This is a genomic window from Streptomyces erythrochromogenes (genome assembly GCF_040684695.1).
Taxonomy (GTDB): Bacteria; Actinomycetota; Actinomycetes; order Streptomycetales; family Streptomycetaceae; genus Streptomyces; species Streptomyces erythrochromogenes_C.
Genome location: NZ_JBFBGM010000047.1, coordinates 1 through 14,454, shown reverse-complemented (window position 1 = coordinate 14,454; position 14,454 = coordinate 1). Strand labels below are relative to the sequence as shown.

At 70.9% G+C, this 14,454-nt stretch carries 14 protein-coding genes and 2 pseudogenes; 7 read left to right on the top strand and 9 right to left on the bottom strand.

All coding sequences use genetic code 11. From position 1 onward, the window contains the following. Positions 1-31 precede the first annotated feature (31 nt). The 5 genes from AB0O53_RS37320 to AB0O53_RS37300 all read right to left on the bottom strand — a co-directional run bounded on the left by AB0O53_RS37320 (position 32) and on the right by AB0O53_RS37300 (position 5,381). Positions 32-430, bottom strand: a complete 399-nt coding sequence (locus tag AB0O53_RS37320) for a Cif family virulence factor (RefSeq protein WP_365201592.1) — start codon at positions 428-430, stop codon at positions 32-34. A 51-nt stretch (positions 431-481) separates the two neighbouring features. Beyond that, positions 482-1,276: a class I SAM-dependent methyltransferase gene (locus tag AB0O53_RS37315; RefSeq protein ID WP_365201589.1), complete on the bottom strand. Its 795-nt coding sequence runs from the start codon at positions 1,274-1,276 to the stop codon at positions 482-484. An 87-nt stretch (positions 1,277-1,363) separates the two neighbouring features. Further along, complete coding sequence (locus AB0O53_RS37310; protein ID WP_350997537.1) at positions 1,364-1,888, bottom strand: GNAT family N-acetyltransferase; 525 nt, start codon at positions 1,886-1,888, stop codon at positions 1,364-1,366. Positions 1,889-1,954: 66 nt separating this feature from the next. Further along, the gene (locus tag AB0O53_RS37305; RefSeq protein ID WP_350997540.1) at positions 1,955-3,187 is read right to left on the bottom strand and encodes a serine hydrolase domain-containing protein; all 1,233 of its coding nucleotides are present in this window, start codon (positions 3,185-3,187) and stop codon (positions 1,955-1,957) included. A 94-nt stretch (positions 3,188-3,281) separates the two neighbouring features. Continuing rightward, on the bottom strand, positions 3,282-5,381 hold the full coding sequence (locus AB0O53_RS37300; protein WP_350997543.1) for a SpoIIE family protein phosphatase: 2,100 nt from the start codon (positions 5,379-5,381) through the stop codon (positions 3,282-3,284). A gap of 200 nt (positions 5,382-5,581) precedes the next feature. Here AB0O53_RS37300 and AB0O53_RS37295 point away from each other — a divergent pair, with 200 nt between their 5' ends. Then, positions 5,582-6,202 (top strand): L-threonylcarbamoyladenylate synthase, encoded by a 621-nt coding sequence (locus AB0O53_RS37295; protein ID WP_350997546.1) that lies wholly within the window; start codon positions 5,582-5,584, stop codon positions 6,200-6,202. Positions 6,203-6,520: 318 nt separating this feature from the next. On the opposite strand, the gene AB0O53_RS37285 is transcribed toward AB0O53_RS37295, so the two are convergent. The 3 genes from AB0O53_RS37285 to AB0O53_RS37275 form a co-directional block, all read right to left on the bottom strand. Further along, a complete protein-coding gene (locus AB0O53_RS37285) occupies positions 6,521-7,009 on the bottom strand; it encodes a hypothetical protein (RefSeq protein ID WP_365201584.1) in 489 nt (162 codons plus the stop codon). Positions 7,010-7,213: 204 nt separating this feature from the next. Beyond that, the gene (locus AB0O53_RS37280) at positions 7,214-8,035 is read right to left on the bottom strand and encodes a hypothetical protein (RefSeq protein WP_365201582.1); all 822 of its coding nucleotides are present in this window, start codon (positions 8,033-8,035) and stop codon (positions 7,214-7,216) included. A gap of 89 nt (positions 8,036-8,124) precedes the next feature. Continuing rightward, complete coding sequence (locus AB0O53_RS37275; RefSeq protein ID WP_365201581.1) at positions 8,125-8,697, bottom strand: hypothetical protein; 573 nt, start codon at positions 8,695-8,697, stop codon at positions 8,125-8,127. A 1,096-nt stretch (positions 8,698-9,793) separates the two neighbouring features. Between AB0O53_RS37275 and AB0O53_RS38415 the strand changes: the two are divergent. Further along, positions 9,794-9,913, top strand: a pseudogene (locus AB0O53_RS38415) (non-homologous end joining protein Ku); the annotation flags it as partial. Between the two features lie 58 nt (positions 9,914-9,971). Here the strand turns inward: AB0O53_RS38415 and AB0O53_RS37265 are convergent. Further along, complete coding sequence (locus AB0O53_RS37265; protein WP_365201579.1) at positions 9,972-11,267, bottom strand: MFS transporter; 1,296 nt, start codon at positions 11,265-11,267, stop codon at positions 9,972-9,974. 582 nt (positions 11,268-11,849) lie between these two features. On the opposite strand from AB0O53_RS37265, the gene AB0O53_RS37260 reads away from it, so the two are divergent. From AB0O53_RS37260 to AB0O53_RS37240, 5 genes and pseudogenes are all read left to right on the top strand, one after another. Further along, entirely contained in the window at positions 11,850-12,716 is an 867-nt protein-coding gene (locus tag AB0O53_RS37260; protein WP_365201576.1) for an aKG-HExxH-type peptide beta-hydroxylase, read from the top strand. 62 nt (positions 12,717-12,778) lie between these two features. Continuing rightward, a complete protein-coding gene (locus AB0O53_RS37255; RefSeq protein WP_365201573.1) occupies positions 12,779-13,819 on the top strand; it encodes a radical SAM protein in 1,041 nt (346 codons plus the stop codon). A 46-nt stretch (positions 13,820-13,865) separates the two neighbouring features. Continuing rightward, positions 13,866-14,114, top strand: coding sequence for a hypothetical protein (locus AB0O53_RS37250; RefSeq protein ID WP_351002074.1), 249 nt, complete (start codon positions 13,866-13,868; stop codon positions 14,112-14,114). After that, a complete protein-coding gene (locus AB0O53_RS37245) occupies positions 14,114-14,311 on the top strand; it encodes a hypothetical protein (RefSeq protein WP_365201570.1) in 198 nt (65 codons plus the stop codon). The genes AB0O53_RS37250 and AB0O53_RS37245 overlap by 1 nt, the downstream gene beginning before the upstream one ends. A gap of 49 nt (positions 14,312-14,360) precedes the next feature. Next, positions 14,361-14,454, top strand: a pseudogene (locus tag AB0O53_RS37240) (undecaprenyl-diphosphatase); the annotation flags it as partial.

Here is a 14,454-nt window from a genome sequence, read left to right as displayed (position 1 = left end):
GCTCCTGACGGCTTGCGGCGGCCGGCTCCGGTCAGGGCCGGTCATACCAGGAGAAGGCGGCGATCCGCCAGCCCTGCGGGGTGCGGACGAACTGGATGGTCTTGGTGCCGCCGCCTTCGAACGGTTCGCCGTCCAGGACCCCCGACTTGCGGTACTCGCCGAAGCGCGAGGCGATGTCGCCCGCGATCTCGGTCCGTTCGGAGGTCTCCCACTCGGAGAACTCCGTCAGCCGGCCGCCGGCCAGCAGCTCCCGGCGGGGCTCGATGAACTCCTCCACCGTGTAGGCCGTGAACCGCGGGCCGGTCATCACGATGATCGCGCCGGGCAGGGCGAGCCGGCGGATCCGGGCCACGTCGGCGGCCCTGCCGCCCCGGTTGTCGAAGGATCCGAAGAACTCGGCGGTCACCCTGTCGATCTCGGCCTTGGACATGCACGCGACACTAAGTCGCCGGGCCCGCCACCCGCAACGGCCACGCGACGATCACTCCGCAACGGCCGTGGTGACCACGAGGGGCGGTCGCGCCCGCTCCGCCGTCCACGGGCGGGCGGCGACGAGGTCCGGGTCGGCGACGGCGAGCGCCTCCGCCACCGTCGGCCGGTGCCTGCCGACGTAGCGGAAGCCGGCGCGTCCGAGCAGCTCCGGAAAGAGGTCCACGGGCCACGCGTGGTTGCGCATCTCCTGCCAGGTCCCGTCGGTGCGCAGCAGCCGTACCGTCACCTCGTCACCCGGCGCGTAGGCCGCGCCCGGCTCGCCGATCCGCACCGAGGCGTACTCGGTGCCGCTGCAGGCGGGGTCGGTGGTCAGCAGCACGAACGGGGCGCCGGGCCGCAGGAGGCGGCGGATCTCGCCGAACACGCCGAGCAGGGCGTCCTCGGTGGGCAGGGAGGCCAGTACGTGGTTGCACATCACCGCGTCGGCGCAGCCGTCCGGCAGGCCGCTCACGCGCCCGTTCTCGACCAGGTGGAAGCCTGCCACTGCGGGCGCCGAGGCACGGGCCAGCTCCAGCATCTGCGGGGAGGTGTCGACTCCCAGGACCCGGGCCCCCAGGACGCGGGCCGCGTGGTCGGCCACCCTGCCGGGGCCGCACCCGTAGTCCACCAGGACCTGACCTGTGCCGATGCGGCCGGCCAGGGCCCGCAGGACGAACGGGTAGCCGAGGAGCCGGTCCGTGGCCCCCTCGACGGCCGCGAACGCCCGCGCGCCGTCGTGTCCCGACCATGCGGCGCCCCCGGGGGCTCCACCGCCCGGTGCGGATCCCTGCGACCGGTCGCTCACAGATCCACTATCGGCCCACCGCGGCCGCCCGGCACCCGCAGCGTACGCACGAGACGCGGGAACCGCATGCGGGAGGCTCGGCGGCCTTCAGAGGGTGATCCAGTAGCGGCGCTTGGGGCCCACGAGGGTCTCGCGCACGTCCTCCAGTACGCCGCCGCACCGCTCGATGGTGCGGACGGAGCCTTCGTTGCCGGGGTCGCAGGTGAGCAGGACCCGGTCCATCCCCAGCACCCGCGCCTCGTGGAGGACGGCGGACAGGGCCCAGCCGGCCAGGCCCCGCCTGCGGGCCGAGGGCCGGATGCCGTATCCGATGTGGCCGCCGGCGTCGAGGAGGAAGCCGTTGAGGTAGTGGCGCAGGTCGATGGCGCCCAGGTAGGTGTCGCCCTCGGTGATCCACCAGTACGTCGCGTGGACGCGGCCGTGGTCGACCGGCAGCGAGCGGTCGGCGTACCGGCGCAGCTTCCGCGTCCAGGCGGCGAAGCCCTCCGGGCTGTCCACGTCGTCGTCGGAGCCGAGCCCCGCGCCGTCCATGTGGGCGTCGGGCCCCCACTCCTGCTGTGCGGCGGTCCAGGATCCGTGCAGGTGGGGGCTGGGGGCGATGAGCTGGGGCATGCCTGGGACCCTAACAGTCGGATCATCCGACCCGTCCGGTCCGGCGGGAGGCGCAGCGCGGGTCCGTCAGCCCGACCTCGGCTCGGACGGCTTGTGGCCGGGGTAGACGTTGTCCGGGCTGACGATGCCGGTGATCGCCTCGCCGAAGAGCGTGCTGGGCTCCTGGCCGTCGTGGAGGATGTCGGTGTTGAGGATGACGACGAGGGTCGCCCGGGCCTGCGGGAGGTACACGGCGAGGCTCTGGTAGCCCGGGAGCGAGCCGTTGTGGCCGATCCAGCCCTGGATGTCGAAGAGGCCCAGTCCGTAGCCGGCGCCGGGGATGCCGACCGAGGTGGTCTTCAGGCGCTGGGCCTGGGTCGCGGGCGTCAGGAGCGCGCCGGTGGCCAGGGTGCGGGCCCAGCTGCGCAGGTTCTGCAGGTCGGAGATCATCGCGCCGGCCGCCCAGGCCCAGGAGGGGTTCCAGTCGGTCGACACCTCGACCTTCCCGGACGCGGTCTGGTCGGTGTAGCCCTGCGCGTGCGGTGCGGGGAACTCGGCGCCGGTGGGGAAGAGGGTGCGGCGCAGTCCGGCCGCCTGCACGACGTCCTTGTTGACGACCTCGGCGAGCGGCCGGCCGGTGATCTTCTCGATCACCAGGCCGAGCAGGATCAGGTTGGTGTTGGAGTACTGGAACTTCGCGTCCGGCGCGAACTGCACCGGGTGCTTGAAGGAGTAGTCGAGCAGCTCCTGCGGCGTGAAGGGGCGGTCGGGGTCCGTGGTGAACGCCTTGTCGAAGTCCGGGTCCTCGCTGTAGTTGAACAGGCCGCTGCGCATGCCGGCCAGTTCGCGCAGGGTGATGAGTTCGCCGTTCGGCACGCCGGGGATGTAGTCGCCGATGGGGTCGTCGAGGCCGATCTTCCCCTGGTCGACGAGTTGGAGGAGGGCGGTGACCGTGAACGTCTTGGTCAGGCTGCCGATGCGCGTGTTGAAGTCCGTCTGCATGGGCGCGCCGGTCGCCTTGTCGGCCACGCCGAAGGCCTTCACGTAGCTGCCCTTGCCGGGTGCCCACAGTCCCACGATCACACCGGGCACCTGGGCCTCGCGCATGACCTGGCGGATGGCGGCGTCGAGTTGGAGGGCGACGGCCGGGGTGATCTGTTTGAACTCCCCGCCCGTGTCCGGGGAGGGTGCGGCGGAAACGGACGGTCCGGGGGTGGGCGCTCCGTACGCGGGGGCCGTGACGGCGGCCCCGGTGAGGAGCAGGCCCGCGGCGGCGGTGGCCGCGCAGGCCCGGCGAAGCCGTATGTGCGTCGTTTTCACCAATGCCTCCTGCGGTACGAGGACCAGGGCACGGCATACACGGTCAGGCTAGGCCCGTACCGCCGCTGCCGCGAGGCGAGCCGCCCGGCACCCCCTAGGGCAGGGAACGGGCGCGGGCGATGACCAGGGCGACGTCGTCGTGGTCGTCGTGGCGGCGCAGGGAGTCCAGGAGGCGGTCACAGGTCTCCTCCAGGGGGCGGCCGGTGTCGGCGAGCAGGTCCAGCAGGAGGTCGAGGCGTTCGTCGATGGGCTGGTCGCGGGTCTCCACCAGGCCGTCGGTGTAGAGGACCAGTTGGTCGCCGGGCGCCATGGCGACGGTGGTGGCCTCGAAGGGGATGCCGCCCACGCCGAGCGGCGCTCCGGTGGGCAGGTCGAGCAGCCGGGGTGCCCGGCCCGCGCGGATCAGGACGGGTGGCAGGTGTCCGGCGACGGCGATGCGGCACTGCGCGCGGTGCGGGTCGTGGACGACGTAGACGCAGGTGGCGATGGTCTCCTCGAGGGCGGCCGTGGTGCGGTCCAGCTGCTGGAGCACCTGCGGCGGGTCGAGGGCGAGTTCGGCGAGGGTACGGGTCGCGGTGCGCAACTGTCCCATGCTGGCGGCGGCGTTGATGCCGCTGCCCATGACGTCCCCGATGACGAGGACGGTGGTGTCGTCCGGTCCCGCGATGGCGTCGAACCAGTCGCCGCCGATCTCGCTGCTGGCCGCGGCCGGCCGGTAGCGCGAGGCGACCTCCAGGCCGGGGGTGGGCGGCGGGTGGTGGGGCAGGAGGTGGTGCTGCAGCGCGAGGGCGGTGTGGTGGGCGTTGCGGTACCAGCGGGCGTTGTCGATGCACACGGCGGCGCGCGCGGCCAGTTCGCCGGCCAGCACGATGTCGTCGTCGTTGAACGGGAGCGGGTTGCGGGTGCGTTTGAGGTCCAGGGCGCCGAGGACCTCGCCGCGCGCGATCAGCGGCACGGCCAGGTAGGAGCGCAGTCCGGCGCGGGTCAGCAGGGAGGCGGCGTTGCTGTCGCGGGCGATCCGGGAGATGTCGCGGGCCTGCACGTGGGCGACGAGGACCGGGTGGCCGGTGGTCACGGACTGGGTGACCAGCCGGTCGGCGGCGTAGCGGGCGATGTCCCCCGGCGGGTCCGCGGCGCGGACGGCCTCGCTCGGGTAGGCGGCGGCGACGGCGAGGGCGCGGAACACGGCGGGCTCGTGGGCCGAGGACCTGAGCGTGGGCCGGCCTTCGAGGACCGAGTCGAGGATGTCGACGGCGGCGATGTCGGCGAGTTCGGGCACGACGACGTCCGCGAGCTCGCGCGCGGTCTGGTCGAGGTCGAGGGTGGTGCCGATGCGGACGGTGGCGTCGGCGATCAGGGCGAGGCGGCGGCGGCTGCGGGCGATCTCCAGGGCGGCCTGGTGACTCTGGGTGACGTCGACCACGGAGGTGGCGAGGCCCAGGACCCGGCCGGTGGCGTCCTCCAGCCGGTAGTAGGACACCGACCAGGCGTGTTCGGCGCGGTGCCCGCCGTGGGTGCGGCCGGCCGTGAACTGCTCCAGCAGCGGCGTTCCGGTGGCCAGGACCTGGCGCATCGCCGATTCGGCGGCCTCCGTGTCGTCGAGGAAGGACAGGGCCTCCCGAACGCCCCGGCCGATGTGCTCGGAGGCGGGCAGCCCGTTGATCCGCTCCAGGGTGGGGTTGACCAGGACGTAGCGCAGCTCGGTGTCCAGGACGGCGAGCCCGATCGGGGACTGGGCCACCAGGCGGGCGGACAGGGCCAGGTCCCGCTCCAGCTGTCGCAGGGTCGTGCGGTCGGTGGCGATGCCCAGGGCGTACAGGTCGCCGCGCTCGTCCTGCAGCCGCATGTTGCGGAATTCCACGAGGCGGGTGGTGCCGTCCTTGTGCCGCACCGGGAAGGCGCCCGCCCAGTCGCCGGCGCCGCCCATGACCCGCGCGAACAGCTCCGACACCAGCCCGACGTGCTGGGTGTCGGCCAGCAGCCGGGCGGCGGGCTGGCCCAGCGCCTCGGCCGCCGTCCAGCCGAAGAGCTGCTCGGCCTGCGGGCTCCACAGGGCGACCCGCCCTTCGGAGTCGAGGACGACGGCCGCCACGTTCAGGACGTCGAGCAGCCCGCTCGGCGGTGCGATCCCGGCCGCGGCCGGGCGCCTCCCGTCGGCCCCCGCTCCCGCTCCCGTCCCGTCGATCGCACCCATCGGCGATGCTCCCTTCCGGCACCGTCGGCCCGGCGGCCGTCCGCCGCGGGCCGCCCCGGCCCTGTCCGGGTCGGTCCGGGGCGCACGGTCACCTCTCATCGTCCCCCCGAAACCGCCGGGAAGCGTCCGGAGCGGCCGTCACCGGCCCCCGGGCCGCCGGGGCCGTCCGAGGATGCGCCCCGACCGCGTAGGCTCGGCGGATGGCGAAATACTTCGACGTGCACCCCGAGAACCCCCAGCGGCGCACCATCGACAACGTGGTCGGCATGATCCGCTCGGGCAAGCTCGTCGCGTACCCCACGGACTCCTGCTTCGCGCTGGGATGCCAGCTGGGCAACCGGGAGGGCATCAACCGGATCCGATCGATCCGCAACCTGGACGACCGCCACCACTTCACGCTGGTGTGCCAGAACTTCGCCCAGCTGGGGCAGTTCGTACAGATCGACAACAACGTGTTCCGGGCCATCAAGGCGGCCACTCCCGGCAGTTACACCTTCATCCTCCCGGCGACCTCGGAGGTGCCGCGCCAGCTGCTGCACCCGAAGAAGAAGACCGTCGGCGTCCGGATCCCCGACCACGTGGTCACCCAGGCCCTGCTCGCGGAGCTCGGCGAGCCGCTGCTGTCCAGCACGCTGCTGCTGCCGGACGAGGCGGAGCCGATGACGCAGGGCTGGGAAATCAAGGAACGGCTCGACCACGAGGTGGACGCCGTACTGGATTCGGGTGACTGCGGCACCGAGCCGACGACGGTCATCGACTTCTCCTCCGGTGAGGCCGAGATCGTCCGCCGGGGCGCCGGGGACACCTCCCGGTTCGAGTAGCGCCCGAGCAGCCCGGTCGCCCAGGACGTGTCCGGCCGATCATGTGACTACTCCCCAGCCGTGTCGTTGATGTGGACATGGGGCGGGGAGATCTGACGGATGCCGAGTGGGAACGGCTGCGGCCGTTCCTGCCGGTCAGCAACAGGCGTTGCGGCAGGTGGCGGGATCACCGGCAGGTGATCGACGGGATTTTGCACCGTTCTGCTTCCCGGCCACCTGTCCTGGGCCGAAGGGGATTCCGCGAGCGGAAGACCAAACTGCTGCGGCCCGGCCGAGTTCGTGCTGCACGTCTCCGCGGGAGGATCAGGCATTCAGCGCTCAGGCCTCGACGGTCACTCTGACCAGCGTGTCGTCGCGGTCGAACCGGACAGCGGGCCAGTAGCCGTCCAGCATGTGCCCACCGCAGGAGTCGGTGAGGTGCAGGAGCACATCGCCGTTGCTCTCGGCGACGATCGTTTCCAGCAGCAGGTCGTCGTGGGCCTCGGCCAGGTCCTCCGCAGTTGCAGCCCCGTCACTGAAGGCGTGCACCACCGCTTCGACGGCTCGTCGCTTCAGGTCCGCCTGATGCTCGACGACCCGGCGGAGCCGGGGCAGCAGACGCCGCACCTCTGAGGGGTCGACCGTGTTGAGCTGGAGCGCGACGCACTGGCCGTCCAATTCGCGGGTCGAGGTGTAGGACGAAGCAACGAGCGGTTGGCCGCCGGGGTAGTTGTACGACTCGCGCGTGAATACGCCAAGCGGATCGTCCACGATCTCTTGCGGGTCCGATCCGCTGACACCGCTGGAGGTGCCGGGAAGCTCAGCCATGCGCGCCACTGTAGGCCCAACAGGCTTCGGCCATGGGTGCGGCAGTACGAGCGGACCTCGGCAGGTCCCGGCGTCCGGCCTCGGCCACAGGGAGATGCCGATCGTGAGCGCCAGGCAGCCGACTGCGGCGCTCGGCAGCGACAGGTCGGCCCGCAGCCGTTCGACGACCAGGCGGCTCCGAGTCCGCTTGTTCGAAGCCAGACGTCAAACGACAAGCTCAGTGCCGCCGACGCACGGGGTCCTCGAGACCTTGATGAGCGCCGGCTGGGTGACGCCTGTCGCGCGGAGAGCGTCGATGACGATCTCAGTGACCCAGGTAGCACAGTCCAGCGACCACTCGCGGGCGGTGCAGCGGAAGGACTGCCCGTACCGGAGGTGGCCCACTTCCGTCTCCCCGGCCAGGGGCAGCGCCAGCCCGGACTCCGGGGTGGCATCATCGGACGGCTCCGGCTCGATGGTGAGTTGCCCGTACGAGCTCTCAAGGGCGGCCGCGAGAATCTCGGGCATCCGACCTTGGAGGTCGGCGGTCTTCGTGCCGGCGACCGACACGGTGAACCCGGCCGAGCCGACGGGATCGGCCAGGGCGAACCACTCGGCGGCCACGGCCAGGTCGGCCCGGGCGTCCTGTGCCTCGTACAAGGGGGCTACGGTGTGCAGGCCGGTGAGGCGGAAGTCGCCGACGCGGTGGAGGGCGTCGCCGAGCACGGTGGCCATCGGGAGGACGGGCAGGCGCTGCCCCGGCGGTGCGTCGGCGACGTCGACCTGGAGCCAGGCGAGTTGGCGCACCCTCTCGCCCTCGCCCGTCCGGCGGTCGCGCCCCTGCTGTCCCCAGTCGCCACCTGCGTCGTTGTGGCCCCAGCGCACGCTGTGCGGCCCTGAGGCGTGGAAGGAGCTCCAGCCGTAGGCGACCGTACGCCTGACCGCGAGTGCGAAGACGTCCTGGGTCTCGGCATCCACCCAGGGGTGAAGGGCGAGTACGCCGTGGACCCCCATGATCATGGGCGCGGGAATGGAGGCTTCCGGCACGGCGTTCTCCTCGTGCTCGATGGGGCGGTGTCCTGCCCCGATCGCAGGGGCAGGACACCGAGATTGCGTCAGAACGACATGTCGGGGCGTCAGAACGCGCCGCACCACAGCTTCTGGGTCTTGGTGATGGCCTTCTCCGGCGAGTCGTTGACACCGATGATGTCCACGTCGATTCGGCTGCGCCACTGCACCTGCATGATGCGGTTCGTGCAGACCTTGCGGGCGGCGGCGCGGTTGGCGCTGCCGGTACCGGAGTACACCGTCTTGCTGCCGGTGGCGACGGTCTTCCACTTGTTGTCGCGGTAGTCCAGTGCCTGGAGCTCGATGGTGACCTTGGCCTTGGTGCCGGGACCGCTGATCTTGACCCACCAACCGTGCCCGGACGCGGCGGCCGGGGCCGTGCTGGATATGTGGACGTTGTCGCCGTTGGTGTAGAAAACACCGGCGCTCGGAGCGCCCTGCGGCTGCGAGACCGCGGCGGAGTCAGGGCCCTCCTCGCCGAAAATGGCCCCCTCCTCGGAAATGTCGCCGGGTGTGAGGGCATCGGAGACGAAGCCCGCGTCCGCCGGCCCATCGGGTTCGGCGGCGTGGGCGGGCACGGCGGTGGAGAGGCCGAAAATGATCGCGGACGAGACCGCGGCAGCGGCTGCGAACGTGCGCATGGTGGTAGATCCCCCTGTGGGCAGAGCCGCCCGAGGCAAGCTCTCACGTACTGGTCGCCCGCCACCCTACAGACCGAAGGGACGGCGTACGCAGGTAGTTTCCGCCCCGTGGATCACAGCGGGCCGGGTTCGGCGCTCATGGCGATGGCGCATCCTGAAGGGGTGTCGGGAGCGGTCCAATGAGCGGCTTTCCGCGTGTAGTTACTCCTTTTCGGGAGCTGGGGACAGGACAACCTGGGCCTCCGGCGGTCGCCGGACATCGCGTAGCGGCGGGCTGCGAGGTGAAAGGCAGGGCGCCTCGGGTACGTGATCAGCTGCCGTCAGGCCGGCGAACCGGAAGTCAAGGTCACGCTCGCCATGATGCGGCCCAGGTCTTGGCTGCGGACCTTCGTGCTCCCGGCGGGTTGAGGGGGTATGCGAAAACTGATCCATGCGATGGCAGCTACCGGTCTCGTGTTCATTGTCGCCCCAACGCCCGCGCACGCCGACGCCAAGGCCAAAGACGGGAAGGTCGGCCTGTCCGTCTACGGCAAGGGCCTGCGGGTCGACAGCGTCGGAGCCCACGTCGACGGCCACGGAACCGGCGTAGGGGCCAGGCTGATCACCTACACCCCGCAGGGCTACCGGTCCGAGCTCACCGGCTGGAAGGACGCCACCCCCGTCAGCGCGGCCCTGACCCGGATGTCCATGGTCAGCTGGAAGTGGAAGGGCGGAAGACGTTCCCCCAAAACACCTGGCTGTGCGCCGAGTTCAACCACGCCCAGGGCGAGCCCTGCGCCCGCATCCACCGGTAGACCGCAGCAGGCGTACGCCGGGCCGGACGGCAGACCGCGCCGGCGCAGTCCGGCCTCGGGCATCTTCGGCAGGCGTCAGAGGGTGATGGGCATGGGCAGGGCCAGGGCGACGGCTGCACGACGTGGTCCCGGGCGCCGTACCGGTGCTCATCTCCCCATGGTCGCGGTGGGCACCGACAACGCGCCCAGGCCCTTCTTGGGACTACCTGTAGCGGCGCTTGGCCAGACGGCTCTGCCCCCCCCACGCCCCGGCCGGGCTGGTGCGACGCTGGAAGGAGGAGGCCCGAGGCGCGGAGGTCCCATTGCGTCCGATCTGTGCAGGTGCGATCAGTTTTGGCCTGATAACGATCACGATCAAGGTCGTTCCGGCTACGGAGTCGCACGACATCTCCTTCCGCCAGATCCCGTTGCCCAGTGCGGGTGCGCGTCCAGGCGGAAGCTGAGGTGGGCCTGGCAGCCCCTCTCGGGCACGGGTGGCCGTCAAGAGCCGGAGGGGTCCTGCGGCGGCCCGGGAGCGGTGCCCGCATTCCGCTGCCCCGGTGCCGACCCCGACTGCACGGCCGGCACTTTGCGCAGGAGGGGAAGGCAGGCCAGGAGGAGCAGGCCCGCCAGGGCCCAGGGGGCATCCAGCCCGGTGCGCTGGGCCAGGGCTCCGCCGGCCGCCGCTCCAATCGGCATGGCCCCCCACGCGGCCAGGCGGTAGCCGCTGGTGACGCGGCCCAGCATGTGCGGTGGCGCGAGGCGTTGCCGGAGCGACACGGTGCACACGTTCCACAGCACCACTCCGGCGCTGTTGAGGGCCAGCATGAGGGCGACCAGCGGCCACCACGGCAGCACAGCGACGACCAGATAGCTGAGCGCCGACACGGACACCGCGACCTTCAGGCTCTGTCCGGGCCCCAGCCACTGCGCGGTCCGGGCCGCCGTGCCGGCTCCGGCGAGGCTGCCGAGGGCGGCCGCGACCAGCATCAGGCTGTAGCCGTAGTCCGGCAGGCCGAGCCTGCGTTCCGCGTACACGACGAGGACCGCGTAGACCGCCTGCTGGCCCACGCCGAGCACCGCCACCACCACCATGAGCCTGCGCAGGACCTGGTCCCGTCCAAGGAACTGCAGTCCGGCCCAGGTGTCGCGCAGCAGGCTCCGCAGGCCCCTCTCGCCGGCTTCCGTCTCCGAGGGCGCGGTCCGCGACGGCAGGCCCATGAGCAGCAACGCCGAGGCCAGGAACGTCACGCCGTCCAGGAGGAACGGCAAGGGGTGCCAGACCGCCCATAACGCGGCTCCGACGGGTGGCCCCACGAAGCCGGCTCCGGTGATCTGCGCGGCGATGAGCCGGGCGTTCGTCCGTTCCAGTTCGTGGTCCGCGGCCAGCAGGGGAACGGCGGCCTGTGCGGCGCAGTCGAAGAACACCTCGGCCACGCCCGAGGCGAATGCCAGCAGTACCAGCGTCGTCACCGACGTCCGCCCCGTCGATACGACGGCGAACAGCAGCAGCATCATCACGCAGCGCGCCAGATCTGCGCCGACCATGGATCGGCGTCCCGGTATGCGGTCCACCAGGGTTCCGATGACGGGTGCGAGCAACCAGGCTGCCCGGCCGGCGGCGGCGACCACGGACACCCAGAACACGTCGCCGGTGCTCCAGGCCGCCATGAGGGGAAGCGCGGCGAACCGCGCGCCGTCCCCCACCGCGCTGAGCGCGTTGGCGGTGACGAGGCGTCGCAGGGCCGGCGTGCGGGACGCATCGGCCGGACGAGGGGGAGAACCGGCGAATTTCATGGGCAGCAGATTCTTTCGTCGGTGGGGCGTGGCGGCACGCGAACGAAGACACCCGAAGGAGCGGATGCGTCGCAGGAACTGAAGCAGACACACTTCCGTCCTCGTCTGCCCCGTCCACGGCTGGTCATTCACGTCATCCGCGAGAGTTGTGAACTCCTTTTACCTGTTGTCGGAATGTTTCGATCCGTTGCCCGTGGCGGTTGACGCGCCTGTCCCTGCCGTGACACGGTCGATGAGTTGACGAAACGCCAGTTGTGATTCTGGCGTCGCCGGATTTGCCGACAGTCTTGTTGCAACCATCCTGTCCGCCGCCCTCTCGAATGACGCAATGGGTTTGAATTGCGCTATGAGCGACGGATTTCCTTCGACAGGGACCGCTGTATGCAAGAGCCTGCATTAATGAAACTCGCCCACCATCCCGTCTTCGCCGACTCGGCAGGGATCCTCGGTCGATTATTCGAGACCTATGATTTCCTTCTCGAGTGCATCGCGCCCGATGAGTGGCCGGCACGGACGGCCGAACGCCGGATTCTTCCGGAAACCGCTCTCGAACCCACCGTTCGGCACGGACTCGACCAGGCGTTGCGCAGAATCCGCAGCCCGCCCCGCTGCAAAGAGGAACTGACCGCGCTCACGGACGGAAAGCACTTCGACTCGACACTCGCCGCCGAGGAGGAGCGCGCCGGCATTCGGCAGGCCGTCGAGCTCTCCGGCCACCGGGTGCACCTGCTGATGGACCCCGCCCTGCCGGCCCCCGGCCACCAGGAGTTCGACGCGCTCTTCCGTCGGCACCTCAGCGCGGGCGAGGCTGCCGATGCCCTGACCGGGTGCACCGCGGAACAGGCCGAGACCGTCCGAGCGGCCGTGGCACTGATGCTCGCCACCGCCCCGGACCTGTGCACCGGTCTGCTGCGGCACGGCCGTTACATCGTCGCTGTCGACGGCCCCGACGCCTTCGACAGCGCGTCCACCCGAGAGATCCCTGGAGCGGTGTTCGTCGCCGTGCGCTGCATGCGCAACCCCGAGCGACTGGCCGAGGCACTCGTCCACGAGTTCGTGCACCTTCGCCTCTACGACCTGCAGGTCACCAGATCGATCTTCGCTTCGGACTACGACACGGGCACGGCACCCACGCTGGCGCCGGAGTGGCACAGGGACTCGCCGGTCTCACGATGGCCCGTGGACCGTGCGCTCGCGGCCGCCCATGTCTACGTCCACCTCTGCGCGTGGTTCGACCAGCGCGCCCTCGACTCCGGCGAGCCGGACGTCCGGCAGTCCGCCGAGACGGCCGCGTTCAGGGCCACCAGCCTCCTCGACAAGGTCGCCCGGCACGCGCAGGACTGTCTCGGTCCGACCGGAAGGGGCCTCCTGCGGTGGCTTACGGAGGTGCATGACCGTCGGACCGGCCGGCGCCCCCTCACCCGCGCCTGCGAGCGGACGGCGCCATGACCCGTAGGGATGTCCGGCCGTCGGCGAGCCGCTTCCACGCCCACCCCTGAGGACGGAGACTCATGGAACTCGTACTCAACGAGCCGCTCAAGAGCTGGCTGCAAGTCACGCAGTCGTGCAACCTGAAATGCCGACAGTGCTACGGCGACTGCGAAGACCGACCCCGCGCCACGGAGATGCGCAGGACGGAATATGCCTCGCTCATCCGGGAGATGGCCGAGTCCGGGGTCATCGAGGTCTTCGTGGAGGGAGGCGAGCCGCTCAACCGGCCGGACGCCACCGATCTCCTCGCGGAGCTGACCCCGCATGTGATGACCCGCCTACGCACCAACGCGACGCTGCTGACCCCTCGGACTGCGACCCGGCTGAAGGAGATCGGGATCGGTGAGGTCTACGTGGACGTACTCGGAGCCACCGCGGCCACCCACGACTGGCACGTCCGGGTCCCCGGCAGCTTCGACAGGACCGTCCAGGGGCTGAAGAACGCCCAGGCGGCCGGACTCCCCGTCTCATTGTTGATCATCATGACGCGGCGCAACGTGCACGAGCTCCAGGACGTGCTGGAGCTGGCCGCCGACCTCGGCGTGCCGCGGGTCGGGGTGCTGCGCCTCTACCCCCTGGGCCGGGCCCGTACCCAGTGGAAGGACCTGGCGCTGCGGCTGACCCACCAGATGGCCGCGCTGGATTCCCTGCGGGTGCCCGACACCGTGCACCTGATGACGTCCTGGCATCCCAAGGACGGCAACTGCTGCTGGCAGAACGCCGGGGTGGACGCCACGGGCCGCTCCGTCGGCTGTGCCTACCTGCGGGACTACGCCGACTACGGCAACGTCCGGGAGGTCAGCTGGCTCGACACCTGGAACGACCCCGCCTACGTGCGCAACCGCGCCGGCCATGTGGACGGAGGCTGCGACTCCTGTGAGGGGACGCAGGGTTCGTCCGGCGGATGCAGGTCGACAGCCTTCGCCTTCACCGGCCGCTGGGACGCCCCCGACCCGTTCTGCACCACGACCAACGGAGGGATCGATGTCTCTCAGCTCCCCGGCGACCTCGAAGACCGGCGTGTCCGGCCCGCCGTACCGGCAACGAGCCGACTGCTATGACCAGAGTCCATCCACGAGGTTCCGCCCCGTACCGGAGTGGAACTGCATGCTCGCCTACACCCCGCGCAAGCCCGCCATCCACTACCTGAATCCGGTGGCATGGGTGGTCGTCGAGCTGTGCGACGGATCCTCCGGTGCACAGATCTACGCCTCGTTCAAGGAGCTCAACAAGGGGCGGATCGGTGAACCGGAACTCCAGGAGGCGTTCGAGTCGGCGATGGTGCAGCTCCTCGAAGGGGAGCTGGTCGCCATCGCGCAGCCGACCCGTCGCCCCTCGGGAAGGGAGGTGAAGTGATGACGAAGAAGAAGACGGACCTTGAGCACCTCATGGCGGCGGCCGGCGCGACCGGTGAAGGCCCCGCGGTCGAGGTGGTGCAGCCGGAAGTGCGTACGGGCGCGCAGTACGCCCTGCTGCCGTCGATGAAGGCCAAGCGCCCGGACGTGTCCGACGCGACGCCGGAGACGGAGACGGAGACGGACGACCAGCACTGACGCGGGAAGGACCCGTGTCGGTGGGGCCGGCGCCCGGACGGCCGTCCGGGCCACGACCCTGATCGTGATGGGCATCGTGCTCGGCATCGCCGACCGCCTCGCCAGCCGCAGCGCCGCCGGGGGCCGTCACCGCAAGGGACGCG